The sequence below is a fragment of the Streptomyces sp. NPDC003327 genome (genome assembly GCF_053589515.1).
The window spans coordinates 31,860-57,637 of sequence record NZ_JBSFSA010000032.1; the positions used below are offsets into that span (position 1 = coordinate 31,860).

Sequence of the window (25,778 nt, forward strand, 5' to 3'; positions counted from 1 at the left end):
AGGCCCGGTCGAGGCCCGGTCGAGCGCACCGCCCCCTCCCGGCCCCCTTCGCCGGGAAGGGGTGGACGGAGGACGGGCGACGGCCGCAAGATCACTTACATGACCACGTATCTGATCCTGCACGGCTTCAAGAACCACCGCCCGCCCACCCACTGGCAGCACTGGCTCACGGAGCGACTGCGGGAACGCGGCCACGAGGTCCGCTACCCGCAGCTGCCCTCGCCCGACGCGCCCGTGCTCGCGGAGTGGCTCGACGCCCTGGAGGAGCACGGGAAGCGACCGGCCGAGGGCGAGTTCGTGGTCCTCGCGCACAGCCTGTCGACGCTGCTGTGGCTCCAGGCCGGGGACCGGCGCCCCGACGCCGACCGGACGATGCTGGTGGCACCGCCCTCGCCCGCCTGGACGGCCTCCGTCCCCGAGATCGCCGAGTTCGCCCGGGGGCTCGACCTCACGCAGTCCGGCCTGAAGGCCCGGCTCGTGTACGCGGACGAGGACCCGTTCTGCGAGGACGGCGCCGACACCCACTACGGCATCCCGCTCGGCCTGGACATGGACCTCGTCCCGGGCGGCGTGCACCTCAACCCGGACGCGGGCTACGGGCCCTGGGAGTCCGTCCTGGAATGGTGCGAAAACCCGGAGGCACGGGTGCGCACCAACCGGTAGCGTCACCCGGATGTTCCCGGCCACCGCACCGTACGACTCCGGCCTGCTCGACGTGGGCGACGACAACCTCGTCCACTGGGAGGCCTCCGGCAACCCGCACGGCAAGCCCGCGCTCGTCGTCCACGGCGGGCCGGGCTCCGGCTCCTCGCCCGGCTCCCGGCGCCTCTTCGACCCGGAGGCCTACCGGGTGGTCCTCTTCGACCAGCGCGGCTGCGGTCGCTCCGTCCCGCACGCGAGCGACCCGGCCGCCGACCTGTCGGTGAACACCACCGCGCACCTGGTCGCCGACATGGAGCGGCTGCGCGAGCACCTCGGCGTCGACCGCTGGCTGCTGTACGGCGGGTCCTGGGGCTCCACGCTGATCCTGGCGTACGCGGAGGCGCACCCGGAGCGGGTCAGCGAGATCGTGCTCGCCTCGGTCACGACCACCCGCCGCTCCGAGACCGCCTGGCTGTACGAAGGGGTCGCCCGCTTCTTCCCCGAGGCGCACGAACGGTTCCTGGCGGGCGTCGACGGGGCGGCCGATCCGGTGGCGGCGTACGCGGCCCGGATGAACCACCCGGACCGTGCGGTACGGGAGAGGGCGGCGGCCGACTGGTGCGCCTGGGAGGACGCCGTCCTGTCGATGGAGGGCATGGGGACCCCGTACACCGACCGCGTCGACGACGCCCGGCTCGGCTTCGTCAGGATCTGCTCGCACTACTTCGCGCACGGCGCCTTCCTGGAGGAGGGCGCCCTGATCCGGGACGCGCACCGGCTGGCCGGCATCCCCGGGGTGCTGGTCCACGGCCGCCTCGACATGGGCGGGCCGCTCACGACGGCCTGGGAGCTGGCCCGCGCCTGGCCGGACGCCGAGCTGCGGGTGGTGGAGGGGGCCGGGCACCTGGGCGGCGAGGAGACCCGGGCGCACATCGTGACCGCCCTGGCACGCTTCGCGAAGACCTGAGCGCGCCTCGCCGCGGAGCCCTGAGGGCGCCTCCGTCGCGAAGGGGTGAGCGCGCCGTGCGGGCCCCGCGGCCCGGCGCGATGATCGAGGTATGAGCCCCGAGATCCACCTCGCCCAGCAGCCGGAGGCCGACGCGCTCCTCGGCCGTTCCCCGCTCGCCGCGCTCGTCGGCATGCTCCTCGACCAGCAGGTGCCGATGGAGTGGGCCTTCGCCGGCCCGTACACCATCGCGACCCGGCTCGGCGCGGACGACCTCGACGCGCACGAGATCGCCGCCCGCGACCCGGAGGCCTTCGCCGCGCTGCTCTCCGAGAAGCCCGCCGTGCACCGCTACCCGGGCTCGATGGCCCACCGGATCCAGCAGCTGTGCCAGTACCTGGTGGACGAGTACGGGGGCGACGCCAAGGCCGTCTGGTCCGACGCGGTGACCGGGAAGGAGCTGCTGGCGCGGCTCCAGGCGCTGCCCGGCTTCGGGAAGCAGAAGGCGCAGATCTTCCTGGCGCTGCTCGGCAAGCGGTACGGGGTGCGGCCGGAGGGCTGGCGGGAGGCGGCCGGGGCGTACGGCGAGGCGGACGCGTACCGCTCGGCCGCCGACATCACCGGGCCCGAGTCGCTGGCGAAGGTCCGCGCGCACAAGCAGGAGATGAAGGCGGCGGCCAAGGAAGCGAAGGCGGCGAAAGCCGCCGGAGGCGGAAAGGAGGGCAAACCATCCGGGAATTGATAATTCCAGATGTCATTCCTGTTCAAGCTGACAGGAATCGTGAAGAAGCTGTTCACAGAACGCCTCCCGGATCGCTAACTTCCCCTCAACCTCGTTCCCATCGGGAAGGACTTCTGTGAACGCAACCCAGCGTCGCGCCGCGGCCATCCTCGCCGCCGCCGCCCTCGCCACCCCGTTGGTCCTCGCCTCGCCGGCCACCGCCGTCAAGGACCCCACGGCCGCGCCCGCCCGGGACGCCGCCCAGCTGGCGAAGAAGCTGGTCCGTGAGACCTCCGCGCAGGGTGCCTACAAGCACCTGCAGAAGTTCCAGGCGATAGCCGACTCGGCCGGCGGTCACCGCGCGGCCGGTTCGCTCGGGCACGACGCCTCGGCCGCGTACGTGTACCAGCAGCTGAAGAAGGCCGGGTACGACGTCTCGTACCAGAAGTTCGAGTTCGTCTACACCGAGACGCTCGCCGAGAAGGCGTCCGTGGTGGCGCCCGCGCCCCGCGCGCTCGACATCAAGGCGATGACGTACACCAAGTCCACCCCGGTCGGCGGCGTCGAGGCCGACCTGGCCGCCGTGCCCGTCGACGCCGACGGCACGACCGGCTGCGAGCCCGGCGACTTCGCCGCCGGCGCGTTCACGGGCAAGCTCGCCCTCGTCAAGCGCGGCGGCTGCACCTTCGCGGTCAAGCAGGAGAACGCCGCCGCGGCCGGCGCCATCGGCGCGGTGATCTACAACAACACCGCGGGCGCCCTCTCCGGCACCCTCGGCGACCCCGCGGCGGGCAAGATCCCGACCGGTGGCCTCAGCCAGGCCGAGGGCGAGCAGCTCGCCGCCGACCTCGCCAAGGGCCCGGTCCGGCTCTCCTTCGAGATCCGCCAGCTCCAGGAGAAGCGCACCACCAACAACGTCCTCGCGGAGACCAGGGGCGGCAACGCCGCCAACACGGTGATGCTCGGCTCCCACCTGGACTCCGTCACGGCGGGCCCGGGCATCAACGACAACGGCTCCGGCTCCGCGGGCCTCCTCCAGACCGCCCTGGAGCTCGCCGAGTCGAAGGCGAAGGTCCGCAACAAGGTCCGCTTCGCCTGGTGGTCCGCGGAGGAGAACGGCCTCCTCGGCTCCGAGCACTACGTCGACAACCTCACCGCGCTCGACAAGAACGAGATCAAGCTCTACCTCAACTTCGACATGATCGCCTCGCCGAACTACGGCCTGTTCGTCTACGACGGCGACAACTCCGACAACGTCGGCGCGGGCGCGGGCCCCGAGGGCTCCGCCCAGCTGGAGCGCGACATCAACGAGTTCATGGACAGGCGCGGGCTGCCGCACGAGGGCACCGACTTCACCGGGCGCTCCGACTACGGCCCGTTCATCGCGGTCGGCATCCCCTCCGGCGGCACCTTCACCGGCGCCGAGGGCATCAAGACCGCCGCCCAGGCCACCAAGTTCGGCGGCGAGGCCGGGGTCGCGTACGACGTGAACTACCACGCCGCGGGCGACGACCTGAGCAACATCAACATGACGGCCTTCGACGCCAACATCGACGTCATCGCCAACGCCGTGGGCACCTACGCCCACGACATCTCGTCGCTGCGCAAGCCGGTCGTCTCCGTCCCGACCGAGGGCGACGCGGGCAGCGGCGGCGGCCTGCACGACGACCACCACGAGGTCACCGAGTAGTCGTCCCCGCCCGGCCGCCCCGGGGTGGCCGGGCGAGTGGCCGCCCCGCCCGGCCTCATCTGCGGCGGCGGGCGGTCCCGAAGAGCGAGCGGGTGATCTCCCGGCCCAGCTGGGTGCCGACCGACCGCGCCAGGGACCTGAACATCCCGCTGCCCACGACCTGCTCGACGAGCGAGGGCTCCTCCTTCTGCCGGGGAGCCCCCGCCTCCGTCCGTACGGGCTCGGGGGCGGCGGCCGTGTCCGGCTCGGCCGCCGCCCGCCCGGCGCCCAGCCGCTCGTACGCGGACTCCCGGTCCACGGCCTGCGCGTACCTCCCGAACAGCGCCGATCCCGTCACCGCCGCGTCGAGCGCGGCCGCGTCGAGCGGTCCCATCAGCGACTCGGGCGCCCGCAGCCGGGTCGCCGCCACCGGTGTCGGGGCCCCGGTCTCGCTCAGGACGGTCACGACCGCCTCGCCCGTACCGAGGCCGGTCAGCAGCTCCTCCAGGTCGTACGGCGAGCGCGGAAAGGTCCGCACCGTCGCCTTCAGGGCCTTGGCGTCGTCCGGCGTGAAGGCGCGCAGCGCGTGCTGGACACGGTTGCCGAGCTGGCCGAGGACGTCCGACGGCACGTCCTTGGGGGTCTGCGTCACGAAGAAGATCCCCACGCCCTTCGAGCGGATCAGCCGGACCGTCTGCGTGACCGCCTCCAGGAAGGCCTTCGAGGCGTCCTTGAAGAGCAGATGGGCCTCGTCGAAGAAGAAGACCAGCTTCGGCTTCTCCGGATCGCCGACCTCGGGCAGGTCGTGGAAGAGGTCCGCCAACAGCCACATCAGGAACGTCGAGAAGAGCTGCGGCTGGTTCCCGACCGCCGGCAGCTCCAGGACCGAGACGATCCCGCGCCCGTCCGGCGCCGTCCGCAGCAGATCGGCCGTGTCGAACTCCGGCTCCCCGAAGAAGGCCCCCGCCCCCTGCTGTTCGAAGGCGGTCAGCGAGCGCAGGATCACCCCCGCCGTCGCCGTCGAGAGACCGCCGATCCCCTTCAGCTCCGGCCTGCCCTCGTCCGAGACCAGGAAGGCCACCACCGCCCGCAGGTCCTTGAGGTCGAGCAGTTCCAGGCCCTTCGCGTCCGCGTAGTGGAAGACGAGCCCGAGCGACTGCTCCTGCACGGCGTTGAGCCGCAGCACCTTCGCCAGCAGCACCGGGCCGAAGCTGGTCACGGTCGCGCGGACGGGAATGCCGGGGCCGATGCCGCCCAGCCCGTAGAACGCGCAGGGGAAGCCCGTCGCCCGCCACTCCTGGCCGACCTGGGCGGCCCGCTCCCGGACCCGCTCGCCGTCCTCGCCGGGCGCCGAGATCCCGGAGACGTCCCCCTTGACGTCGGCGAGGAAGACCGGCACGCCGTGCGCCGAGAGCTGCTCGGCGATCAGCTGGAGGGTCTTCGTCTTGCCGGTGCCGGTGGCCCCGGCGACCAGGCCGTGCCGGTTCAGCACGGCGAGGGGGACGCGGACCGGCGCGTCCGGGTGACAGACGCCGTCCCAGAGGAGGGCCCCCAGATCGAGTGCCGCGCCGTCGAAGGCGTATCCGGCGGCGATCTCGGCCGCGGGGCCCGCCGGGGCGGGCGACGGCTGCTCACTCACGCTCATGACGGCACCCCAATGTCCGCGATGTCACGATCTGCACCAGCATCGCATCGCCCTCGCGTGGCTGCGCCGGGAGCCGGTCGCCCGGTAGGCTTTCCGTGTGATCTTCAAGCGCATCGGAAACGGCCGGCCGTATCCCGACCACGGCCGGGAAAGCACCCGGCAGTGGGCGGACGTCGCCCCGCGCCCGGTCCGCCTCGATCAGCTGGTCACCACCAAGGGCCAGCTGGACCTGGAGACCCTGCTCGCCGAGGACTCGACGTTCTACGGCGACCTCTTCGCGCACGTCGTGAAGTGGCAGGGCGACCTCTACCTCGAGGACGGACTGCACCGCGCCGTCCGCGCCGCGCTCCAGCAGCGCCAGGTGCTGCACGCGCGCGTGCTGGAACTGGACTGAGCCGGCCCGCCAGGAACCGCACTGACCCTTTCGAGGGCAGTTCGCCCCCATCCGGACGCGATCACATGATCATCAAGTAGGCATCGCCGACCGGCGGCATTACGCTGCGCTCATGAGCATGCTCACTCCCCCCGGAATGGGCGGAAAGTACCGCATCACGGGGGATGTCTACCCGCGCATGCGCCGCCCCCACCGCCGGCGCAGGATCGTCCTCGCTTCCGCCGCCGCCGCGGTCGTGCTCGGCGCCGCCGGCTGGGGCACGCTCCAGCTCGTCGAGGTCTTCTCCGGCGACGGCGACACCCGGACCACGGCCGGCCGGCAGAACGACTGCAAGCCGGCCCCCCGGGCCACCACCGCGCCCGCCGCGGCCGTCCTCCCCAAGCCCGGCCAGATCACGGTCAACGTCTACAACGCGACCCCGCGCAGCGGCCTCGCGAAGACGACCGCCGACGAACTGAGAAAACGCGGCTTCAAGATCGGCAAGGTGGGCAACGCGCCGACCGCCTACGACAAGAAGGTCCCCGGCTCCGGTGTGCTGCTCGGCGCGCCCGCCGCCACCAAGGGCGCCTTCTCCGTCCTCGGCACGCAGCTCGCCGGCACCACGACGAAGGTCGACGCCCGCACCACGGCGGACGTCGACCTGATCATCGGTACGGCCTTCAAGACCCTGTCGCCGAAGGCGACGGCGGACGCGGCCCTCGTGGCCCTCAACAAGCCGAAGCCCGCGCCCGTGCCCTGTTCTTAGGGGCTCGGCTCGCCCCGCGGGTGCGGGGCGGCGGGTGCTACTCGGCGGTGCCGTACATGCGGTCGCCGGCGTCGCCGAGGCCCGGGACGATGTAGCCGTGCTCGTTGAGGCGCTCGTCGACCGAGGCCGTCACGACGGTCACCGGCGTGCCCGCCAGCTCGCGCTCCATGACCTCGACGCCCTCCGGGGCGGCGAGCAGCACGACCGCGGTCACGTCGTCCGCACCGCGCTTGATCAGCTCCTGGATCGCCGCCACCAGCGTGCCGCCGGTCGCCAGCATCGGGTCCAGGACGTACACCTGGCGGCCCGAAAGGTCCTCCGGCATCCGCGTGGCGTACGTCGACGCCTCCAGCGTCTCCTCGTTGCGGATCATGCCGAGGAAGCCGACCTCGGCGGTCGGGAGGAGCCGGACCATGCCGTCGAGCATGCCGAGCCCGGCCCGCAGGATCGGGACCACCAGCGGCCGCGGGTGCGACAGCTTCACGCCGGTCGTCGGCGTGACGGGGGTCTCGATGTCGACCCGCTCGGTCCGCACGTCCCTGGTGGCCTCGTAGGCGAGCAGGGTGACCAGCTCGTCGGCGAGCCTGCGGAAGGTCGGGGAGTCCGTGCGCTTGTCGCGCAGCGTGGTGAGCTTGTGGGCGACCAGCGGGTGATCGACGACGTGGAGACGCATGACTCAACAGTAGCCCGCCCCGCACTGGCATCGACCCACCCAGCTGGGGGAAGGTGAGGAGCGCGGGGGACACAGGGACCCAGTCGTGGGGTGGTGTGGCCTATGCCCGACCCGGAAGAGACAGCCGGCGGGAAACACGGCAGGACGCGCGGCCGCAGGTCGGCCGACGACCCGCCGGAGACCGACGCGGAGCGCCGCAGGCGCCGCGCGCAGTTCCTGCGCGAGCTGGGCGAGGCCAAGGCGCTGCGCGAACGCGTCCAGCCCCGGCGGGCGCGCGCGGCCCGGATGCGCCAGGCGATGCGGATGCGTACGTTCCGCTGGTGAGCCCGACGTGCGAGCGGTGCGGGCCGTGCGGGCCGTGCGCCCCCTCCGCGCGCCGGGGTCGCACGCCCGCCCGATGGCGGTGTCGTTCAGACTGATGCACGACTCAAGAGCCGAAGACCTCTCCTGTGGGCCTCGTTTCTGTCACGATGCCGATTGGGCGGGGCTCAGGAGCGCGCCGCCGGAACGTCACACCTCTGATCAGTGGGAGAGTCAGGTGTACTTCGCCGCACTGCTCGCGCGCACCGAAGACGGGTGGGAAGCGAGCGACACGGAGCTCGACAACGTGGAGACCCTGGCCGATCTGGCCGATCTGGCCCGGGAGGCCTCGGACGACGACACCGTCCTCGTCTTCATCGAGCAGGAGGACGCGTGGTTCGGCATCGTCCGCGTCGACGGTGAGGACGACCCCCGCGTCTACGTGTCGGACGCGGCCGCCGCCGCCCGTTCCTCGTACGGGGAGATGCTCACCGGGGAGGTCCTCGGCGAGGAGCTGGACCGTGACCTCGCGGACCTGGAGGCGCTGGACCTCGACGGCACGGAGGACGGGGAACCGCTCGACGGCGACGAGGACGCGGACGAGGTGGACGGAGCGGCCGCGGAGGCCGTGCCCGCCGCCCCCGTCGGCGACCGGCGCATCCTCCACGACCTCGGGATGTCCGAGGACGACCTGCTCGCGCTCGACAGCGACGCGCTCGGCCAGATCGCGGAGGCCATCGGCGCCGCGGACACCCTGGAGGCCGTGCGCTAGTGGCCCCCGTCGTACCCGGCGGGCCCGGTCCCGTACGGGAGCCAGGACCCGGTCCCGTACGGGAGTCCGAGCCGGATCCCGTGGGCGATCCCGTACGCGACCCCTGGCGGGCCGCCATGCGGCTCGCTCTCGCCGAGGCCGACGCGGCCGCGCTGGCCGGTGACGTACCGGTCGGCGCGGTCGTGCTCTCCCCCGACGGCGAGGTCCTGGCCCGCGGGCACAACGAGCGCGAGGCCACGGGCGATCCGACCGCGCACGCCGAGGTCCTGGCGCTGCGCCGGGCGGCGGCCGCCACCGGCGCGTGGCGGCTGACCGGCTGCACGCTGGTCGTGACCCTGGAGCCGTGCGTGATGTGCGCGGGCGCCCTGGTCCAGGCGCGCGTCGAGCGCGTGGTGTTCGGCGCGCACGACGAGAAGGCGGGGGCCGCCGGCTCCCTCTGGGACCTCGTCCGCGACCGGCGGCTCAACCACCGGCCCGAGGTGCTCCACGGCGTGCTCGGCGACGCGTGCGCGCAGCAGCTCACCGCCTTCTTCCGCGACCGCTGACGGCCCGCCCGGCCCCCGTTTAGGCCCCCGTTCGACGCGTGTCCGGCCCCCGCCCTACCCCCGTCCGACCTGCGGCGCGATACGGATTTCATCGCAGCGGCACTTTCGGCTAAGCTCTCTCTCGGTAGCGTGTCCGAGCGGCCGAAGGAGCTCGCCTCGAAAGCGAGTGTGGCGCAAGTCACCGAGGGTTCAAATCCCTCCGCTACCGCCAGCGACACCCCCCTGAGAAGCGGAAACGCCGATCAGGGGGGTGTTTTGCGTGGTCCGTCCGCCCACGGGCCCTGCCCGGACGGTGGGGTGGGCGGGGGGAGCGGCATCGGGGGGACGAGCCGCTCCCCCCGGCGAGAACCGGGCCCGCCGGTCCTGCGTCGCGTTCGGGGGGAAGCTCGCGGCGCGGACCCCGCAGTGCGGGCCGGTTCCTCAGCCCCTCGGATTCCTGCCAGATCCGCCGGGCTCGACATCCATACTGCTCTCCCGTCACCCTTCCGGGGGGCGGCGAAAGACCCCGGTCTCCGGGCCCTTGGTCCATAAGGGCTCGGTTAGAGTGACGCGGTCGCACCAGACAGGGGAGGTCCGGGCAGATGTCGCAGGCGAGGAGGGTCGCGCTGTGGGTGGCCGCGGTCTTCGTGCTCTACACGATCATCAACTCCCCCGAGCGAGCCGCTGACCTGGTGCAGGTAGGGTTCGAGGGCATTTCAAGCGCCGCCCGGGGTGTCGGCGAGTTCATGACCGAACTCATCAACTAGGAGCCCTCCGTGATCCGCCATCTGGTCCTCTTCAAGCTCAACGAGGGCGTCGAGCGCGACGAGCCGCGCGTCGTCGCCGGCGTCGAGGCGTTCCGCGCGCTCGGCGAGCAGATCCCCGAGCTGGAGTTCTGGGAGTGCGACTGGAACATCAGCGACCGGCCGATCGCGTACGACTTCGCCATCAACTCCGCCGTCGCGGACGCGGACGCGCTGCGGCGCTATCTGGAGCACCCGGCACACCAGGCGGGTGTCGCCCAGTGGCGGGAGTTCTCGACCTGGGTGATCGCGGACTACCCCTTCTAGTACCGCCTGCCGAGACGCAGGCCTCCGAGGCCCCCCGCCGTCGTGGCGGGGGGCCTCGACGCCGTTCCGGGCCCTCTCCGCGTCCGCGATCCGCCCTCCTTTCCCCTCCGCGATGCCCTCAACACGTGGTTATGCGGTGCTTGCACACAGTGGACATGTCTTGTGATGCTATGACCGCTTTTGACGGATGAGTTGACCGTAGTTGAACCAGTCGACCAGCTACACCAGCCAAAGGGGTGGCGTGAACGTGCCGGCCAGTACAGCGCCTCAGGTCCCGCCCCAGCACGAGGCAGGCGACGCGGACACCCCGCGCCCCCGCCCCCAGAGCACCCGCGGCGCCGACACCCGCGCCCTCACGCAGGTGCTCTTCGGGCAGCTCAAGAACCTCGAACCGGGGACCCCCGAGCACGACCGCGTGCGCGGCGCCCTCATCGAGGCCAACCTGCCGCTCGTGCGGTACGCGGCGGCCCGCTTCCGCTCCCGCAACGAGCCGATGGAGGACGTCGTCCAGGTCGGCACCATCGGTCTCATCAACGCGATCGACCGCTTCGACCCCGACCGGGGCGTGCAGTTCCCCACCTTCGCGATGCCGACCGTCGTCGGCGAGATCAAGCGGTACTTCCGCGACAACGTCCGGACCGTGCACGTGCCCCGCCGGCTGCACGAGCTCTGGGTCCAGGTGAACGGCGCCACCGAGGACCTGACGACCGCTCACGGCCGCTCCCCCACGACCGCCGAGATCGCGGAGCGGCTGAAGATCGGCGAGGACGAGGTCCTCGCCTGCATCGAGGCCGGCCGCTCCTACCACGCCACCTCCCTGGAGGCGGCGCAGGAGGGCGACGGGCTGCCCGGACTGCTCGACCGGCTCGGCTACGAGGACCCGGCGCTGGCCGGGGTCGAGCACCGCGACCTCGTACGGCACCTGCTCGTGCAGCTGCCCGAGCGCGAGCAGCGCATCCTGATGCTGCGCTACTACAGCAATCTGACGCAGTCCCAGATCAGCCAGGAGCTCGGGGTCTCCCAGATGCACGTGTCAAGGCTCCTCGCCCGCAGCTTCGCCCGCCTGAGATCCGCAAACAGAATCGAGGCGTAACCGGATCGGGTAGACCGGTTCGGAGCAGTTCTCCGGCGCCCCAAATGCCCTACACCCCTTGCTTCCTGCGGATATGCGCCTCCGCCGTGTCGACAAGTCACTACAGCGTGTTGCCGACATGTGACATTCTGCAGGAACCGAGTTTGCCGCAGCCCCACCGCCGGTATTCAGGTGGAGGCTGCGTTCCTCAGATGGTCGCGGCCACCGCGACCGTCCGCGACCTCAAGGGGGTGGCATGTCCGCAGAACAGGGCAGCTCGAAGGTGCTCACGCGCACGCCCGAGTCCGTTTCCGCGACCGTGTCCGCGACCGTGCCCGCACCCGTCACCGCGAGCGCCGGCGCGCCCGTCACCGCGCCGCTCCCGGCGCAGACGACGGTGCGGGACGCGGCCGACTCCGGCGCGAACCCCGCCCCGCCGCTGGCCGCCGTCACGTCGGAGGCCCTCGACACCCGCACCCTCTCCCGCTCCCTGTTCCTCCGGCTGCGCGCGCTCGACGCCGAGGGCGCCGCCGCCGACAGCCCGGAGCGGACCTACGTCCGCGACACCCTCATCGAGCTGAACCTCCCCCTCGTGCGGTACGCGGCGGCCCGCTTCCGCTCCCGCAACGAGCCGATGGAGGACATCGTCCAGGTCGGCACCATCGGCCTGATCAAGGCGATCGACCGCTTCGACTGCGAACGGGGCGTGGAGTTCCCGACGTTCGCCATGCCGACGGTCGTGGGCGAGATCAAGCGCTTCTTCCGCGACACCTCCTGGTCGGTGCGCGTGCCGCGCCGCCTCCAGGAGCTGCGGCTCGCCCTCACCAAGGCCAGCGACGAGCTCGCGCAGAAGCTCGACCGCTCCCCCACCGTGCCCGAACTCGCCGCTGTGCTCGGGGTGTCGGAGGAGGACGTGGTCGACGGCCTCGCCGTCGGCAACGCCTACACCGCCTCCTCGCTCGACTCGCCCTCCCCGGAGGACGACGGCGGCGAGGGCTCGCTGGCCGACCGCCTCGGCTACGAGGACGCGGCCCTGGAAGGCGTCGAGTACCGCGAGTCGCTCAAGCCGCTGCTCGCCAAACTCCCGCCCCGGGAGCGGCAGATCATCATGCTCCGCTTCTTCGCCAACATGACCCAGTCGCAGATCGGCGAGGAGGTGGGCATCTCGCAGATGCACGTCTCGCGCCTGCTGACCCGCACGCTCGCCCAGCTGCGGGACGGGCTCATCTCCGACTGACTTCCTAAAACCGTGCCGTAGTTGACGGCACGTCGGTCACACTGGGCCGATGAGGCGAACGATGCCCGGACTCGTGGCGGTGGCGCTCTGCCTCGGCGGAGCGCTGACCGCCTGCACCGGTGACCGCGACGGATACGCGGCCGGACCCGCGGACGGGGGCGCCGACTCGGGCCCCCGGGGTGCGGTCACCCTGGCTCCGCCGGACGGCACCGCCCCGCCCGGTCTGGTCTCCAGCACCTCGTCGCCGTCCCCCGCCGCGCCGTCCCCTTCGGGAGGCGGTGTCCCGGACCTTTCTCCCGCCCCGCGTACGGGTACGGCCCCGGGGCCCACGAGCGCGCCCGGCGCCCCGCCGGGTTCGCCGTCCGCCGGTACGTCGCCGGGCGCGGCCCCCGCTCCCGGTACGGCCCCGGGGAGGGGCGCCACGCCCCCGCCCCGTACACCCTCGGGCGGGCCCGCGATCCCCACGCCGGGGCGGCCGGCACCGGCTCCGTCCAGCACGGCGCCACCATCCAGCCCGGCGCCGGCGCCCGCCGTGCTGACCGTCTCCGCGCCCACCCTCGCCGACGGCGACCGGCGCTGGTGCGAGCGGGTCACCGTCACCTTCCGCAACACCGGCGGCTCGCCCGCCCTCTCCGGCACGGTCACCTTCGCCACGCACGTGATCGGCGCCCTCGGGCTCGACTGGGGCACGGTCACCACCTCGCAGCCCCTCCCCGCGCCGATCGCCGCCGGGGCGGCGACGACCCGGACCTACACCGTGTGCGTGGAGTCCTGGCGGGTGCCGCTCGGCACGCGCGTCGACACCCGTGAGGTCACCGCCCGCCTGGACTGAGCTCCTCGGCCCGGCCCCGGACCGTCCGCGGAGAGAAGAGGAGGCCGGGTCCGCGACACGCGGACCCGGCCCACCGGGGAGATCGGGACGGAGGAGTCAGCCGAGCGCCAGCCAGGCGACCGCGGCCAGGACCGCGATCGCCGCGACGACGCCGACGATCAGTCCGACGCGCGGGCCGCCCGCCGGGGCCGCGGCCTGCGGCTGCTGTCGCTGCGGGGCCCCCTCGTCGACGAAGGCGCGGAACATCTGGGTGCTGCCGGCGGGGTCGTAGGAGCCCTCGGGGCCCTGCTGGGGCTGGCCCTGGCCGTACGGTGCTTGGGGGTTGTGTGCCATGGGCCAGGACCCTAGCGAAATCGGGGTTGCGGGCCCAAGCCCCGGGAAGCTCCGCCCCCCTTTGCCGATTCTTTAGCGCCGTTTGACCGATTTAGTTTGCCTGAAGCAACCATCCATCTCTATGGTTGCCCTAAGCAACAAGATGTCTGGGGTGCCCGATGGAGACACGGAACCGCTACGAGAACCTGGCCCGCCAGGTCAGTGCCATCGGGGCCGTGAAGCGCGGCCTCGCCCGCGTCCTCCCCGTCGACTGCCAGGGCGGCTCGGCCGCCGTGCTCGCCCTGCTCCACCACCACGGCGACATGCGCACGAGCCGGCTGGCCGAGTTCATGGCCGTGGACATGTCGGTCTGCAGCCGCCACGTCGCCCACACCGTGGACCGCGGCTGGGTCGAACGGCTTCCCGACCCGGCCGACCGGCGCTCCCGCATCCTCCACCTCACGGACGGAGGCCGCACGATGCTCGCCGAACTCGACCGGCGGGTCTCCGAGACGTTCGCCCGCAACCTCGCGGAGTGGTCCGACGAAGACGTCGCGCTGCTCACCGACATGCTCGCCCGCCTGCGTGACTCCTTCGGGGACTGCCGGGCCCACCACGCTTGATAACAAAGGAAGTTCATGGCCACGACCACACCTGCCGCCGGTGTGCGGGACGCCTCGACCGGGAACGGTGACGGCTCCGCCCCTCCGATGACGCACCGGCAGATCATGGAGGCGCTGTCCGGGCTGCTGCTCGGCATGTTCGTCGCCATCCTGTCCTCGACGATCGTCTCGAACGCCCTCCCCCAGATCATCACGGACCTGGGCGGCGGCCAGTCCGCGTACACCTGGGTCGTCACCGCGGCGCTGCTCGCGATGACCGCGACCACCCCGCTCTGGGGCAAGCTGGCCGACCTCTTCTCCAAGAAGCTGCTCGTCCAGATAGCCCTGATCGTCTACGTCGCGGGCTCGGTCGTCGCCGGTCTCTCGCAGTCCACCGGCATGCTCATCGCCTGCCGCGTCGTCCAGGGCATCGGCGTCGGCGGTCTGACCGCCCTCTCCCAGATCATCCTGGCCGCCATGATCGCCCCGCGCGAGCGCGGCCGGTACAGCGGCTACCTCGGCGCGGTCTTCGCCGTCGCCACCGTCGGCGGCCCGCTGCTCGGCGGCGTCATCACCGACACCGACTGGCTCGGCTGGCGCTGGTGCTTCTACGTCGGCGTCCCCTTCGCCGTCATCGCGCTCCTGGTCCTGCAGAAGACCCTCAAGCTTCCCGTCGTGAAGCGCGAGGTCAAGGTGGACTGGGCGGGCGCGTTCTTCATCAGCGCCGCCGTCTCCCTGCTCCTCGTGTGGGTCACCTTCGCGGGCGACAAGTACGACTGGATGTCCTGGCAGACCGCCGCCATGGTGGGCGGCTCGGTCCTCCTGGGCGCGGTCTTCGTCCTCGTCGAGTCGAGGGCGAGCGAGCCGATCATCCCGCTCCGCCTCTTCCGCAACCGCACCATCACGCTCGCCTCGCTCGCCTCGCTCTTCGTGGGCGTCGCGATGTTCGCCGGCACGGTCTTCTTCAGCCAGTACTTCCAGCTGGCCCGGAACGAGTCGCCGACCATGTCCGGCGTCCTCACCATCCCGATGATCGCCGGCCTCTTCGTCTCCTCCACCGTCTCGGGCCTGGTCATCACCAGGACCGGCCGCTGGAAGGCGTGGCTGGTCAGCGGCGGCGCCCTCGCCACCGGTGGCCTCGGGCTGCTCGGCACCATGCGCTACGACACCCCGTACTGGCACCTCGCGCTGTTCATGGCGGTGCTCGGCCTCGGGCTCGGCATGATGATGCAGAACCTCGTGCTCTGCACCCAGAACCAGGTCGCTCCGTCCGACCTCGGCGTCGCCTCCTCCGTCGTCACCTTCTTCCGCTCCCTGGGCGGTGCGATCGGCGTCTCGGCGCTCGGCGCGGTCATGGCCCACCGGGTCACGGCGTACGTCCAGGACGGCCTCGCCGAGCTCGGCCCGGAGGCCGCGGGGGCGATGGGCCAGGGCGGCGGCAGCGGCGCGATCCCGGACATGGACGCGCTGCCGGCCCCGATCCGTACGGTCATGGAGAGCGCGTACGGACACGGCGTCGCCGACGTCTTCCTCTACTCGGCGCCGTTCGCGCTGCTCGCCTTCCTGGTGACCCTGTTCATCAAGGAGGTCGCCCTGAAGAGCAGCGCGGCTCCGGGCAAGGACACGTAGGGGCAACGGACTCCCGGCCGCGCTTCGAGCGGAGGCACGGCCGGGTACGAGAACGGAGCGGCGGGCAGGGGACGGCCCGCCGCTCCGTCATGTCCCGCGCCTACGCGGCGCTGCCCGGCTCGTTCCCGGCGCGCTCGACCATGACCTCGATGCCGGCCACGAGCACGTCCAGGGCGTAGTCGAAGTCCCGGTCCCAGATGGCGCTGACGCTGCCGTGCGAGGCGCGCTCCTCAAGGATCTCCGCCATCGGTTCGAGCACCTCGACGAACTGCGGATCGTGGCGGAAGGCCCTGACCGACTCGTCGTAGAAGTCGTCCTGCGACATCCCGGCCTCGGCCGCCCGCCGCCCGAACTGGGCCTCGATCGTCCCGTAGCCGTACACGAACTGGAACACCGCCGACATCGCGCTCGGCTGACGGGACATCGGCAGTCCGGTGGCCCCGATCGCCTCCTGGATCTTCCGGCCGACCGCGAGCGCGCGCGGCCCGATGTTCAGGTACGTGCCCGCGCACTGCGACATCCACGGGTGCCGCACCAGCATCCGGCGGTACTCCGTGGCGAGCGCCCGTACGCGCTCCCGCCAGTCGCCCGCCGCGTCGACGACCGCCAGGTCGATCTCCCCGTAGCCGCTGTCCACGGCGTACTCGATGATGTCGTCCTTGGTGTCGACGTACCAGTAGAGGGACATCGCCGTGACGCCCAGCTCGCTCGCGAGCTTGCGCATCGACAGCTTGGCCAGTCCCTCCTCGTCGAGCATCCGGATCGCGGTGGCGACGATCCTGGTCCGGTCGAGCCCGGCCGGGCCGCCGCCGCTGCGGGCGGCCCGCTCCTCCAGCCACACACTGGAACGCGCCGGGTTCCTGGCCCGATCGGCTGCCTTGACCATCGCGTTCCTCCGTGGGTGGGTCGTCCCGGCCATGCTATGCAGCGGTCGCGTTCCCGGGGGTCGCAGGAGCCTCCGCCGCGGCGCGCTTCTCGGACCGCTCGGCGCGCGCGAGGAGCGCCGCTGCGAGGAGGCCGCCAGCGAAGACGGCGACCGCGCCGACCAGCTGGCTGGTCTGGAGGCCGGAGGCGAAGGCGCCGGAGATCTCCGCCCGCTCGGACTCGCTGCCGGCCGCCGCGAGGGCCGCGGGCAGCGAGGTGGCGGTGACGGCGACGAGCGCGGCGAAGCGGGCGTTGAGGACGGCGCCGAGTACGGCGACGCCGAGGCCGTTGCCGAACTCCGCGAGGGTGCCGTTGACCCCGGCGCCCACGCCCGCCTTCTCCGGCGGGATCGCGCTCATGATCGCGTTGGCCATGGCGGGGTTGGAGACGGCGAGGCCGGTGCCCATGAGGACCAGGCCGAGGAGCATGCCCCCGTACGAGCCGTCCGTACCGCCGCCGATCAGGGCGATCGAGCCGAGTCCCGCGGCGACCAGGGTCATGCCGACGGCCACGGTGAGCGGGGTGCCGAGCTTCGTCACGATCCGCGGGCCGATGCCGCTGAGGTTGAGGACGACCACGGTCAGCGCGAGCGGCGCCATCCGCAGGCCGGCCTCCAGCGGCTCGTACCCGAGCACGAACTGGAGGTGCTGGGTGAGCAGGAACATGGAGCCGCCCATGCCGAACATGACGAGGATCGCGCCGGCCACGGCCCCGACGAACTTCTGGTTGCGGAAGAAGTGCATGTCGAGCATCGGGTACGGGACGTGCAGCTCCCACCGCGCGAAGGCCCCGAGGACGACGACGCCGATCGCGGCGGGGACCAGCACCTCGGCGGAGGTCCAGCCGTGCTCGGGCCCGGTGATGATCGCGTACACGGCGGCGGTCATGCCGATGGTGGAGAGCACCGCGCCGACCAGGTCGGGACGGTCGCCCTGCGGGTTCTTCGACTCGGGCACGAGCTTGAGCACGGCGACCAGGCCCACGACGGCGACCGGGATGTTGATGAGGAAGATCGTCCCCCACGAGAAGTGCTCGATGATCACACCGCCGATGAGCGGCCCGGCGGCGAAGCCGAGCGAGCTGACGGTGGCCCAGAGCGCGATGGCCTTGACCCGCTCGGAGTCGTCGAAGATCTGCATGACGACGGCGAGGGTGGTCGTCATGAGCAGGGCGCCGCCGACGCCCATGCCCGCGCGGGCCGCGATCAGCTGCGCGGTGGAGTCGGCGAGTCCGGCGGCGAGCGAGCCGAGGCCGAAGAGCGCGAGTCCGGCGGCGAGGAGCTTCTTGCGGCCGTAGCGGTCGGCGGCGTTGCCCGCGGTCAGCAGCAGGCCCGACTGGACGAGCGAGTAGGCGTTGATCATCCACTGGATGTCGCTGGTGGACGCGTGGAGTTCGGTGGTCAGCGAGGGGATGGCGACGCCGAGCACGGTGTTGTCGAGCAGCACGGTGAGCTGGGCGAGGCAGATGACGCCGAGGATCAGCCAGCGCTGCGGATGGCCGCCGCCGGTGGCGGCGGGTTCGGTCGCGGCGGTCGTCGCCGTCATGGGCAGGACTCCTTGTACGGTGTACGGGACCGGGTCTCGTACACCGTACAAGGGTTTCTCTTACGCTGTACAGGAGATTACTTCGGGGAGGTCAGGTCGTAGAAGGTCGCGCCGCCGACGGTGACCTCCCGGAAGCCGGCCTCGACCCACGCGGCGATCTCCGCGCTCGTGCCCGATCCACCGGGGCCGTCGCCCTCGGCGCCGCCCGTCCGCACGCGGTCGGAGGAGACGAAGTAGTGGATCTTCCCCTCGGCCACGTACCGCTTGAACTGGTCGAGCGTCGGAGAGGGGTCGCTGCCGTTGAAGCCACCGATCGCCATCACGGGCTTCTCGGTGGCGAGCTGGTAGCCGGCCGCGTTCTGCGCGCCGATCACCGCCGCGACCCAGGTGTAGTCGTCGGCGTCCTTGAGCAGGGCCTCCTTGGCCTCCGCCCCGACGCTCGCGCCGTTGAGCAGGCCGCCCATGCCGCCGCCACCGCCGCCCGCGCCGCCGACCGTGCCGCCGACCGTGCCGCCGCCCGCGCCGCCGCCCGCGCCGTCCTGCCGTACGGTGCCGGGGAGTTGGCCGGACCCGCCCGGGCCCGTCGGGGACTGGGCGCCCGGCGGCAGCTGACCGCCCGTCGGGGGCCGGCCGCCACCGGGGCCGGGGCCGTCGATGAACATCCGGCCGTCCCCGGGGCCACCGCGCATCGCGCCGCCCGACGGGCCCGCCGTCACGATCGACCCCTGGTGCCCGGTGCCGAGCGTCTCCACGGTGTACGCGAAGGGCCCCGCGAGCCCCGCCGCGAGCGCCAGCCCCGCCGCCGCGCGCCCGTGGCGCCGGTCGACCCGGCCCGAGAAGAGCAGCCCGACGGCGGCGAGCGCGCCCGCGCCGAGCACCGCCCAGCGCAGCCACGGCTGCCAGTCCGGCGTCCGGCCGAGCAGCGTCCACGCCCACCAGGCCGTCACGCCGACCGCGCCCGCGAGGGTCGCCGAGGCGGCGAACCGCGTCCGCTCCTCCCACAGGACGGCCGCGCCCATGCCGACCAGGGCCGCCAGATACGGCGCGAGGGCCACCGTGTAGTACTCGTGGAAGATGCCGGCCATGAAGCTGAACACGGCGAGCGTGACGAGGAGCGAACCGCCCCACACCAGGAACGCGGCGCGCGCGGTGTCCGTCCGCGGCGCCCGCCGGGTGACGACGAGCCCCGCGACGAGCAGGACCAGCGCCGCCGGCAGCAGCCAGGAGATCTGGCCGCCCACCGCGTCGTTGAACATGCGGCCGATGCCGGTCTCACCCCAGCCACCACCGCCCCCGCCTCCGGGGCCGCCCATGGGCAGCTCCGCCCCGGGGGGCAGCTCCGCGGCCGCCGGACCACCCGGACCGCCCGGACCGCGGTTGCCGCCGCCGCCCACGCTGCCGACCTCGTTGCCGTTGAGACGGCCCAAGCCGTTGTAGCCGAAGGTCAGCTCCAGGAAGCTGTTCGTCTGCGAGCCCCCGACGTACGGCCGCGAGCCCGTCGGCCACAGCTCGACCAGGGCCACCCACCAGCCCGCCGACACGACCGTCGCGAGCCCGCCGAGCGCGAGGCGCCCCAGCCGCCGGCCGAACCCGCCCGGCGCGCACACCACGTACACCAGCGCGAGCGGCGGCAGGATCAGGAACGCCTGGAGGGTCTTCGCGAGGAACGCGAACCCGAGGGCGACGCCCGCCCCCACCAGCCACCTCGCACTGCGCTCCTCCCCTTCCAGGGCGCGCAGCACGCAGTACACCGCGACCGTCATGAGCAGCGCGAGCAGCGCGTCCGGGTTGTTGAAGCGGAACATCAGCGCGGCGACCGGCGTGAGCGCCAGGACGAGCCCCGCGATCAGACCGGCACTCGCGCCGAAGCGCCGCCGCACCGCCGCGTACAGGACGCCGACCGTGGCGACGCCCATCAGCACCTCGGGCACCAGGATCTGCCAGGAGCCCAGGCCGAAGAGCCGCACGGAGAGCGCCATCGGCCAGAGCGCGGCCGGTGGCTTGTCGACGGTGATGGCGTTGGCCGCGTCGAGCGAGCCGAAGAAGAAGGCCTTCCAGCTCTCGCCGCCGGCCTGCACGGCCGCCGAGTAGAAGGAGTTGGCGTAACCGGAGGCGCTCAGGTTCCAGAGGTAGGCCGCGGTGGTGGCGAGCAGCAGACCGAGGAAGGCGGGCCGCACCCGGGCGGCGTCCTCGGGCCGGCCGCGCCACAGCCGGGCGAACCGCCCGCCGGACGCGGCGCCGGGCTCGGCTGCGGTCCCGGCTGTGGGCTCGGCCGCGGGCCCGGCGCCCGGGCCGGCGCCGGGGGCCGGGGGGTGCGAGGTGGTCATCGTTCGTTCCTTGCGGTGGACCGCTCGGGGAAGACCCAGAGGCGGAAGAGGAGGAAGCGCAGCACGGTCGCGGCGAGGTTGGCGACGACGAGGACCGCGAGTTCCGTGGAGTGCGCCGGGTCGCCGGTCGCCGCCCCGAGCGCGGCGAGCGAGCCGCTGGTCAGGGCGAGGCCGATGGCGAGGACGACGAGCCCCTGCGCCTGGTGGCGCACGGCCCGGTCCCGGCCCCGTACCCCGAAGGTGAGCCGCCGGTTGGCCGCCGTGTTGGCGATCGCGGAGACCAGGAGGGCGGCGGCGTTGGCGAGTTGCGGGCCGGCCCCGAGCCGGAAGAGCGAGTAGAGCGCGAGGTAGAAGAGGGTCGAGAGGGCCCCGACCGCGCAGAAGCCGACCAGCTGCCGGGCGAGTCCGCCCGGCACCCCGGTGAGTTCGCGGTCGCGTGGGTCGTCGCCGAAGGGCCTCGCCAGCCGGTCGAGCGGCAGCGAACCGGTCGCGAGCGCGCGCCCGACCCGCCAGACGCCCTTGAGGTCGTCGGTGGCGGTCCGCACGATGTGGACCGTCGAGTCGGGGTCGTCGATCCAGTCGACGGGCACCTCGTGGATGCGGAGCCCGGCCCGCTCGGCGAGCACCAGCATCTCGGTGTCGAAGAACCAGCCGGTGTCCTCCACCATCGGCAGGAGCCGCTCGGCGACCTCCCGCCGGATCGCCTTGAAGCCGCACTGGGCGTCGGAGAAGCGGGCGGCGAGCGAGCCGCGCAGGATGAGGTTGTAGGCGCGGGAGACGAACTCCCGCTTCGGCCCGCGCACCACGCGCGAGGAGCGGGCGAGCCGGGAGCCGATCGCCAGGTCGGAGTGGCCGGATATGAGCGGCGCGACCAGGGGGAGCAGCGCGTTCAGGTCCGTGGACAGGTCCACGTCCATGTAGGCGAGGACCGGCGCGTCCGAGGCGGACCAGACGGTCCGCAGCGCCCGGCCGCGACCCTTCTGTTCGAGCCGCACGGAGCGCACCTCCGGCACGTCGGCGGCGAGGCGCGCGGCGACGGCCGGGGTGGAGTCGGTGGAGGCGTTGTCGGCGACGGTGATCCGGAAGCCGTACGGGAAGGTCCGCAGCAGGTGCTCGTGGAGCCGGCGGACGCACGGCTCCAGGTCCTTCTCCTCGTTGTAGACGGGGATCACGACGTCGAGGACGGGCCGTCCGGCGATGTTCACCGGCAGGTGTTCCCTGGCGGGAAGGGCGCCCGAGGTCCCCGACGCGGGGCCCGCGATCGTTGGGGTTCGCATGCCTCCGACCCTCGCGGGGCCCGCTGTCACGGCTGTGTGATGAGCCTGTGCCCCGACTGTGAGTGGGTGAGTCGGTCCGGGGGCGGTCGGGCGGGCCCGGACGGTCAGACCGGTACGGAAGGTCCCGGCCGCCCTCGCCCTGGTGCTCCGGTCGTGTCGGCCGCCGTCTCGGCGGGGAGCCGGACCGTGAACAGGGTCCGTCCGGGGGCGCTGTCGACCGTCACCTCTCCGCCGTGGGCGAGGACGACGGCCCGCACGATGGCGAGACCGAGCCCCGTGGACCCGGCGTGCCGGGAGCGGGAGGCGTCGCCGCGGGCGAAGCGCTCGAAGACGGCGGGCAGCAGCTCGGGCGGGATGCCGGGCCCGTCGTCCTCGATCTCGACGAGCACCGCCGCGCCCTCCGTGCGGACCCGGGCGGTGACCTTCGTGCCGGGCGGGGTGTGGGTGCGGGCGTTCGCGAGGAGGTTGAGCAGCACCTGCTGGAGCCGGGCGCCGTCGCCGCGTACGGCCGTGCCGCCGTCCGCGTCGGGGAGTTCGAGCCGCCAGTGGTGGTCGGGGCCGGCCGCGCGGGCGTCGCTGACGGCGTCCACGACGAGCGGTACGAGGTCGGTGCCCTCCCGCGCGAGCGGGCGGCCCGCGTCCAGCCGGGCCAGCAGCAGCAGGTCCTCGACGAGGCCCGTCATCCGCTCGGCCTCGGACTCGATGCGGCCGAGCGCGTGCCTGGTGTCGGGCCCGCACTCCTCGTGGCCGCGCCGGGTGAGCTCCGCGTACCCCCGGATCGAGGCGAGCGGGGTCCGCAGCTCGTGGCTCGCGTCCGCGACGAACTGCCGGACACGGGTCTCGCTGCGCTGCCGGGCGTCGAGGGCCGAGTGGACGTGGTCGAGCATCCGGTTGAGGGCGGCGCCGACCTGTCCGACCTCGGTGCGCGGGTCGGCCTCGGCCTCCGGAACCCGCTGGTCGAGAGCCACCTCGCCGCTGTGCAGGGGCAGTCGGGCGACCTGGCGGGCGGTGACGGCGACCCGTCGCAGGGGGCGCAGCGCGACCCGCACGAGCACGGTCCCGGCGAGCGAGGCGGCGACGAGCCCGGCGCCGGTGACGCTCAGCTCGACGAGGACGAGGGTGGAGAGGGAGTCGTCGACCTCGGTGAGCGGGATGCCGGTGAGGAAGGAGCCGTGCGCGCCGACGGCGTACGCGACCCGGTAGGAGCCGAGGCCGCCGGGCAGCTCGACCGTGTGCGGGGCGCCGTCCCTGGGGACGGTGGCGAGCGCCGCCTTCTGCGGCTCGTCGAGCGCCCTGGCCCGGATCCTCGGGCCGTACGCGTCGCCGCCGTCGGCCTCCGCCGAGTACGCGGCGGAGGCGACGCCGTCGTCGGTGAGGACGGCGCCGAGGGTGCCGACCGGGGTGGCGGGGCCGACGAGGAAGGAGAGCGGCTCCTGCGCGCGCACCGGATCGGGCACGGGCAGGACGACCGGCGGCCCGGCGGCCCGGTTCGCGACCGTGCGGACCTGCTCGTCGGCCTGGTCGTACAGGTACGAGCGGAACGCGATCGTCGTGACCGTGCCGATGACGGCCGCGACGACCGCGATCAGCGCGACCGCCGAGACGACGAGCCGGGTCCGCAGCGACCACGGCCGCCGAACGCGCGGTCGCGGAACGCCCGACCGCCGAACGCGTGGTCGCCGCCCCTGCCCGTCGACTCCGGGGCGCCGCACCGCCCCGGCCACTCCTGGACGCACCGGCGGCTACTCCCCCGGCTTGATGAGGTAGCCCGCGCCCCGGCGGGTGTGGATCATCGGGGCGCGGCCCGCGTCGATCTTCCGGCGGAGGTAGGAGATGTACAGCTCGACGACGTTGGCCTGGCCGCCGAAGTCGTACGACCACACCCGGTCGAGGATCTGGGCCTTGCTCAGCACCCGGCGCGGGTTGCGCATGAGGTACCGCAGCAGCTCGAACTCGGTCGCGGTGAGATGGATCGAGTCTCCGCCCCGGGTGACCTCGTGGCTGTCCTCGTCCAGGGTGAGGTCGCCGACGGTGAGCAGCGACTCGCTGCGCGCCTGCGCCGCGCCCGAGCGGCGGATGAGGCCGCGGAGCCGGGCGACGACCTCCTCCAGGCTGAACGGCTTGGTGACGTAGTCGTCGCCGCCCGCCGTGAGCCCGGCGATCCGGTCCTCGACGGCGTCCTTCGCCGTCAGGAACAACACCGGCACGTCGGGCAGCTCGCGCCGGATCGAGCCGAGCAGGCTCAGCCCGTCGGCGTCCGGCAGCATCACGTCGAGGATCACGGCGTCCGGCCGGAACTCGCGCGCGGCGCGGAGGGCCGTGGCCCCGTCCCCGGCGCTCCGCACCTGCCAGCCCTCGTAGCGCAGGGCCATGGAGAGCAGTTCGGCGAGCGATGCCTCGTCGTCGACGACGAGGACCCGGACGGCGGTGCCGTCGGTCCGGAGCAGGTCGGTACGGGTGCCGCGGCGGGCGCTGGTGCTTCGCGTGGTCACGGTCATGGGTCCCACGCTGTCGGCCGCCGCTGAGAGGCCCCTTGCCCTTTCCTGTGAATTCCCTGAGAAACGGTCGGGGGCGGTCTCAATCCTGCTGCGGCGCGTGCCGGGTCGGCGGTTTCACGTGAAACAGCGCGGCGCCGTTCCCGTACAGGACGGCCCGCAGCCAGTCGTCGCCGAGGTCGAGCCGTTCCAGGGCATGGAGCTGGTGGGCGTACGGGTAGGGGATGTTCGGGAAGTCGGTCCCGAGGAGGATGCGGTCACCGAGGTCGGCGAGCCGCTTCCGCTCGTCCCCGGGGAAGGGTGCCAGCCGCTCGCTGAAGTCGGTGAAGGCCATGGTGGTGTCGAGCCTGACCTCCTCGTACCGCTCGGTGAGGTCGAGGAAGTCCCCGTACTCCGGCATCCCCATGTGGGCGACGATCACCGGCAGCCGCGGGTGGCGGGCGAGCAGCCGGCCCATGGGTCCCGGGCCGGTGAAGCGGCCCGGGGCGGGTCCGGAGCCGCAGTGGACGACGACGGGCGTGCGGCTCTCCGCGAGCATTCCCCACGCCGTGTAGAGGAGCGGGTCGTTCGGGTCGAAGGCGCCGACCTGGAGGTGCACCTTGAAGATCCGGGCGCCGGCGTCGAGCGCGTCGCGGACGTACGCGTCGGCCTCCGGCTCGGGGAAGAGGGTCGCCGTGTGCAGGCAGTCGGGCGTCCGGGCGGCGAAGTCTGCGGCCCAGCGGTTCAGCCAGGCGGCCATGCCGGGCCTGTGCGGATAGAGCATGGAGGTGAAGGCGAGGACCCCGAACCCGCGCAGCAGGTCGAGCCTGCGGTCCTCCTCCTCGCGGTAGGTGATGGGCCACGCGACGCCCGTCATCGGACCGACGGCGTCGAAGTAGGCCCACACCTTGTCCAGGACGTTCTTCGGCATGAAGTGCGTGTGCACGTCGACGAGTCCGGGCAGCCCGAGCCGCTGGACCAGTGCGCCCACCTCGCCGCGCTCGCCATGCTCGTCATGCTCGTGAGGCGCGCCGCGCTCGTCATGCCCGCCCCGCTCGTCACGCGCGCTCAAAACCGTAGCTCCGCTCGACCTTGCCGATGTGGACGCTGTAGCTGTCGTACCAGTGCGCGCGGCCGTGCTCCTTGGCCGCCCGGTGCCCTGCGTGGTCGCGCCAGGCGTCGAGGGACTCCAGGTCGCGGAAGTACGCGACGGTGATGCCGATGCCGCCGGGGGTGCGGGCGGACTCGTAGCCGAGGAACCCGGGGACCTCCCGCACCAGCTCCTGCATGCGGGCGGCAGTCTCGGCGTACCCGTCCGGGGCGTCGGGTCGGATGCTCGTGAAGACAGCGGTGTAGTACGGCGGTTCGATGCCCGCCACCAGCTTCTGGGTCATGCGATCACCCTCGCCGCGGCCGGGGCGGGATGTCCACGGCCCGTGGCCAAAGG

Annotated in this window: 27 protein-coding genes and 1 tRNA gene; 17 read left to right on the forward strand and 11 right to left on the reverse strand. The window is 72.8% G+C overall.

Features of this window, described 5'->3' with window-relative positions; all coding sequences use genetic code 11:
• Positions 1 to 99 precede the first annotated feature (99 nt).
• The 4 genes from ACWDVG_RS22420 (at position 100) to ACWDVG_RS22435 (ending at position 3,999) form a co-directional block, all read left to right on the forward strand.
• Positions 100 to 663 (forward strand): RBBP9/YdeN family alpha/beta hydrolase, encoded by a 564-nt coding sequence (locus tag ACWDVG_RS22420; protein WP_451701129.1) that lies wholly within the window; start codon positions 100 to 102, stop codon positions 661 to 663.
• Between the two features lie 10 nt (positions 664 to 673).
• A complete protein-coding gene (pip, locus tag ACWDVG_RS22425; RefSeq protein ID WP_451701130.1) occupies positions 674 to 1,609 on the forward strand; it encodes a prolyl aminopeptidase in 936 nt (311 codons plus the stop codon).
• A 91-nt stretch (positions 1,610 to 1,700) separates the two neighbouring features.
• Positions 1,701 to 2,330, forward strand: coding sequence for an HhH-GPD-type base excision DNA repair protein (locus ACWDVG_RS22430; protein WP_451701131.1), 630 nt, complete (start codon positions 1,701 to 1,703; stop codon positions 2,328 to 2,330).
• Between the two features lie 115 nt (positions 2,331 to 2,445).
• The gene (locus tag ACWDVG_RS22435; protein WP_451701132.1) at positions 2,446 to 3,999 is read left to right on the forward strand and encodes a M28 family metallopeptidase; all 1,554 of its coding nucleotides are present in this window, start codon (positions 2,446 to 2,448) and stop codon (positions 3,997 to 3,999) included.
• Between the two features lie 55 nt (positions 4,000 to 4,054).
• On the opposite strand, the gene ACWDVG_RS22440 is transcribed toward ACWDVG_RS22435, so the two are convergent.
• A complete protein-coding gene (locus ACWDVG_RS22440) occupies positions 4,055 to 5,623 on the reverse strand; it encodes a helicase HerA-like domain-containing protein (RefSeq protein WP_451701133.1) in 1,569 nt (522 codons plus the stop codon).
• A gap of 97 nt (positions 5,624 to 5,720) precedes the next feature.
• On the opposite strand from ACWDVG_RS22440, the gene ACWDVG_RS22445 reads away from it, so the two are divergent.
• Both ACWDVG_RS22445 and ACWDVG_RS22450 read left to right on the forward strand, forming a co-directional pair.
• Positions 5,721 to 6,017: a type II toxin-antitoxin system VapB family antitoxin gene (locus ACWDVG_RS22445; RefSeq protein WP_003999914.1), complete on the forward strand. Its 297-nt coding sequence runs from the start codon at positions 5,721 to 5,723 to the stop codon at positions 6,015 to 6,017.
• Positions 6,018 to 6,129: 112 nt separating this feature from the next.
• Positions 6,130 to 6,762 carry a LytR C-terminal domain-containing protein gene (locus ACWDVG_RS22450; RefSeq protein ID WP_451701134.1) on the forward strand — a complete coding sequence of 211 codons (633 nt, stop codon included), beginning with the start codon at positions 6,130 to 6,132 and terminating at the stop codon, positions 6,760 to 6,762.
• Between the two features lie 37 nt (positions 6,763 to 6,799).
• Here ACWDVG_RS22450 and upp read toward each other — a convergent pair whose 3' ends face one another.
• Positions 6,800 to 7,435, reverse strand: coding sequence for a uracil phosphoribosyltransferase (gene upp / locus ACWDVG_RS22455; protein ID WP_451701135.1), 636 nt, complete (start codon positions 7,433 to 7,435; stop codon positions 6,800 to 6,802).
• Between the two features lie 102 nt (positions 7,436 to 7,537).
• On the opposite strand from upp, the gene ACWDVG_RS22460 reads away from it, so the two are divergent.
• From ACWDVG_RS22460 to ACWDVG_RS22500, 9 genes are all read left to right on the forward strand, one after another.
• A complete protein-coding gene (locus ACWDVG_RS22460; protein WP_451701136.1) occupies positions 7,538 to 7,759 on the forward strand; it encodes a hypothetical protein in 222 nt (73 codons plus the stop codon).
• Between the two features lie 214 nt (positions 7,760 to 7,973).
• A complete protein-coding gene (locus ACWDVG_RS22465) occupies positions 7,974 to 8,507 on the forward strand; it encodes a tRNA adenosine deaminase-associated protein (RefSeq protein ID WP_451701137.1) in 534 nt (177 codons plus the stop codon).
• 116 nt (positions 8,508 to 8,623) lie between these two features.
• Complete coding sequence (gene tadA, locus ACWDVG_RS22470; RefSeq protein WP_451701180.1) at positions 8,624 to 9,052, forward strand: tRNA adenosine(34) deaminase TadA; 429 nt, start codon at positions 8,624 to 8,626, stop codon at positions 9,050 to 9,052.
• Between the two features lie 123 nt (positions 9,053 to 9,175).
• Positions 9,176 to 9,263, forward strand: a tRNA-Ser gene (locus ACWDVG_RS22475).
• Between the two features lie 370 nt (positions 9,264 to 9,633).
• Complete coding sequence (locus ACWDVG_RS22480) at positions 9,634 to 9,798, forward strand: hypothetical protein (RefSeq protein WP_451701138.1); 165 nt, start codon at positions 9,634 to 9,636, stop codon at positions 9,796 to 9,798.
• A 9-nt stretch (positions 9,799 to 9,807) separates the two neighbouring features.
• On the forward strand, positions 9,808 to 10,101 hold the full coding sequence (locus ACWDVG_RS22485; RefSeq protein WP_451701139.1) for a Dabb family protein: 294 nt from the start codon (positions 9,808 to 9,810) through the stop codon (positions 10,099 to 10,101).
• A gap of 247 nt (positions 10,102 to 10,348) precedes the next feature.
• Entirely contained in the window at positions 10,349 to 11,194 is an 846-nt protein-coding gene (locus ACWDVG_RS22490; protein WP_451701140.1) for an RNA polymerase sigma factor SigF, read from the forward strand.
• 235 nt (positions 11,195 to 11,429) lie between these two features.
• Positions 11,430 to 12,410: an RNA polymerase sigma factor SigF gene (locus ACWDVG_RS22495; protein WP_451701141.1), complete on the forward strand. Its 981-nt coding sequence runs from the start codon at positions 11,430 to 11,432 to the stop codon at positions 12,408 to 12,410.
• Positions 12,411 to 12,942: 532 nt separating this feature from the next.
• On the forward strand, positions 12,943 to 13,242 hold the full coding sequence (locus ACWDVG_RS22500; protein WP_451701143.1) for a hypothetical protein: 300 nt from the start codon (positions 12,943 to 12,945) through the stop codon (positions 13,240 to 13,242).
• Between the two features lie 96 nt (positions 13,243 to 13,338).
• Here the strand turns inward: ACWDVG_RS22500 and ACWDVG_RS22505 are convergent, their stop codons facing one another.
• Positions 13,339 to 13,575 (reverse strand): hypothetical protein, encoded by a 237-nt coding sequence (locus ACWDVG_RS22505; protein WP_451701145.1) that lies wholly within the window; start codon positions 13,573 to 13,575, stop codon positions 13,339 to 13,341.
• A 158-nt stretch (positions 13,576 to 13,733) separates the two neighbouring features.
• Between ACWDVG_RS22505 and ACWDVG_RS22510 the strand changes: the two genes are divergently transcribed.
• Positions 13,734 to 14,177, forward strand: a complete 444-nt coding sequence (locus ACWDVG_RS22510; RefSeq protein ID WP_451701146.1) for a MarR family winged helix-turn-helix transcriptional regulator — start codon at positions 13,734 to 13,736, stop codon at positions 14,175 to 14,177.
• 15 nt (positions 14,178 to 14,192) lie between these two features.
• Positions 14,193 to 15,785: an MDR family MFS transporter gene (locus tag ACWDVG_RS22515; RefSeq protein WP_451701147.1), complete on the forward strand. Its 1,593-nt coding sequence runs from the start codon at positions 14,193 to 14,195 to the stop codon at positions 15,783 to 15,785.
• A gap of 100 nt (positions 15,786 to 15,885) precedes the next feature.
• Here the strand turns inward: ACWDVG_RS22515 and ACWDVG_RS22520 are convergent, their stop codons facing one another.
• The 8 genes from ACWDVG_RS22520 to ACWDVG_RS22555 form a co-directional block, all read right to left on the reverse strand.
• Positions 15,886 to 16,671 (reverse strand): TetR/AcrR family transcriptional regulator, encoded by a 786-nt coding sequence (locus ACWDVG_RS22520; protein WP_451701148.1) that lies wholly within the window; start codon positions 16,669 to 16,671, stop codon positions 15,886 to 15,888.
• A gap of 34 nt (positions 16,672 to 16,705) precedes the next feature.
• On the reverse strand, positions 16,706 to 18,253 hold the full coding sequence (locus ACWDVG_RS22525) for an MFS transporter (protein ID WP_451701149.1): 1,548 nt from the start codon (positions 18,251 to 18,253) through the stop codon (positions 16,706 to 16,708).
• A gap of 77 nt (positions 18,254 to 18,330) precedes the next feature.
• The gene (locus ACWDVG_RS22530) at positions 18,331 to 20,580 is read right to left on the reverse strand and encodes an ArnT family glycosyltransferase (RefSeq protein ID WP_451701150.1); all 2,250 of its coding nucleotides are present in this window, start codon (positions 20,578 to 20,580) and stop codon (positions 18,331 to 18,333) included.
• Positions 20,577 to 21,857 (reverse strand): glycosyltransferase, encoded by a 1,281-nt coding sequence (locus tag ACWDVG_RS22535; RefSeq protein ID WP_451701151.1) that lies wholly within the window; start codon positions 21,855 to 21,857, stop codon positions 20,577 to 20,579. The genes ACWDVG_RS22530 and ACWDVG_RS22535 overlap by 4 nt, the downstream gene beginning before the upstream one ends.
• 104 nt (positions 21,858 to 21,961) lie before the next feature.
• Complete coding sequence (locus tag ACWDVG_RS22540; protein ID WP_451701181.1) at positions 21,962 to 23,479, reverse strand: ATP-binding protein; 1,518 nt, start codon at positions 23,477 to 23,479, stop codon at positions 21,962 to 21,964.
• Between the two features lie 120 nt (positions 23,480 to 23,599).
• The gene (locus ACWDVG_RS22545; protein ID WP_451701152.1) at positions 23,600 to 24,355 is read right to left on the reverse strand and encodes a response regulator transcription factor; all 756 of its coding nucleotides are present in this window, start codon (positions 24,353 to 24,355) and stop codon (positions 23,600 to 23,602) included.
• Between the two features lie 79 nt (positions 24,356 to 24,434).
• Positions 24,435 to 25,322: an amidohydrolase family protein gene (locus ACWDVG_RS22550; protein ID WP_451701153.1), complete on the reverse strand. Its 888-nt coding sequence runs from the start codon at positions 25,320 to 25,322 to the stop codon at positions 24,435 to 24,437.
• A gap of 67 nt (positions 25,323 to 25,389) precedes the next feature.
• Positions 25,390 to 25,725 carry an antibiotic biosynthesis monooxygenase family protein gene (locus tag ACWDVG_RS22555; protein ID WP_451701154.1) on the reverse strand — a complete coding sequence of 112 codons (336 nt, stop codon included), beginning with the start codon at positions 25,723 to 25,725 and terminating at the stop codon, positions 25,390 to 25,392.
• Positions 25,726 to 25,778: the final 53 nt, after the last annotated feature.

What these genes read in the sequence shown, in the direction of transcription:
- ACWDVG_RS22420 (WP_451701129.1), top strand. Translation starts at nt 100, where the DNA reads ATGACCACGTATCTGATCCTGCACGGCTTCAAGAACCACCGCCCGCCC.
- pip (WP_451701130.1), top strand. Translation starts at nt 674, where the DNA reads ATGTTCCCGGCCACCGCACCGTACGACTCCGGCCTGCTCGACGTGGGC.
- ACWDVG_RS22430 (WP_451701131.1), top strand. Translation starts at nt 1,701, where the DNA reads ATGAGCCCCGAGATCCACCTCGCCCAGCAGCCGGAGGCCGACGCGCTC.
- ACWDVG_RS22440 (WP_451701133.1), bottom strand. Translation starts at nt 5,623, where the DNA reads ATGAGCGTGAGTGAGCAGCCGTCGCCCGCCCCGGCGGGCCCCGCGGCC.
- ACWDVG_RS22450 (WP_451701134.1), top strand. Translation starts at nt 6,130, where the DNA reads ATGAGCATGCTCACTCCCCCCGGAATGGGCGGAAAGTACCGCATCACG.
- upp (WP_451701135.1), bottom strand. Translation starts at nt 7,435, where the DNA reads ATGCGTCTCCACGTCGTCGATCACCCGCTGGTCGCCCACAAGCTCACC.
- ACWDVG_RS22460 (WP_451701136.1), top strand. Translation starts at nt 7,538, where the DNA reads ATGCCCGACCCGGAAGAGACAGCCGGCGGGAAACACGGCAGGACGCGC.
- tadA (WP_451701180.1), top strand. Translation starts at nt 8,624, where the DNA reads ATGCGGCTCGCTCTCGCCGAGGCCGACGCGGCCGCGCTGGCCGGTGAC.
- ACWDVG_RS22480 (WP_451701138.1), top strand. Translation starts at nt 9,634, where the DNA reads ATGTCGCAGGCGAGGAGGGTCGCGCTGTGGGTGGCCGCGGTCTTCGTG.
- ACWDVG_RS22495 (WP_451701141.1), top strand. Translation starts at nt 11,430, where the DNA reads ATGTCCGCAGAACAGGGCAGCTCGAAGGTGCTCACGCGCACGCCCGAG.
- ACWDVG_RS22505 (WP_451701145.1), bottom strand. Translation starts at nt 13,575, where the DNA reads ATGGCACACAACCCCCAAGCACCGTACGGCCAGGGCCAGCCCCAGCAG.
- ACWDVG_RS22510 (WP_451701146.1), top strand. Translation starts at nt 13,734, where the DNA reads ATGGAGACACGGAACCGCTACGAGAACCTGGCCCGCCAGGTCAGTGCC.
- ACWDVG_RS22515 (WP_451701147.1), top strand. Translation starts at nt 14,193, where the DNA reads ATGGCCACGACCACACCTGCCGCCGGTGTGCGGGACGCCTCGACCGGG.
- ACWDVG_RS22520 (WP_451701148.1), bottom strand. Translation starts at nt 16,671, where the DNA reads ATGGTCAAGGCAGCCGATCGGGCCAGGAACCCGGCGCGTTCCAGTGTG.
- ACWDVG_RS22525 (WP_451701149.1), bottom strand. Translation starts at nt 18,253, where the DNA reads ATGACGGCGACGACCGCCGCGACCGAACCCGCCGCCACCGGCGGCGGC.
- ACWDVG_RS22530 (WP_451701150.1), bottom strand. Translation starts at nt 20,580, where the DNA reads ATGACCACCTCGCACCCCCCGGCCCCCGGCGCCGGCCCGGGCGCCGGG.
- ACWDVG_RS22535 (WP_451701151.1), bottom strand. Translation starts at nt 21,857, where the DNA reads ATGCGAACCCCAACGATCGCGGGCCCCGCGTCGGGGACCTCGGGCGCC.
- ACWDVG_RS22545 (WP_451701152.1), bottom strand. Translation starts at nt 24,355, where the DNA reads ATGACCGTGACCACGCGAAGCACCAGCGCCCGCCGCGGCACCCGTACC.
- ACWDVG_RS22555 (WP_451701154.1), bottom strand. Translation starts at nt 25,725, where the DNA reads ATGACCCAGAAGCTGGTGGCGGGCATCGAACCGCCGTACTACACCGCT.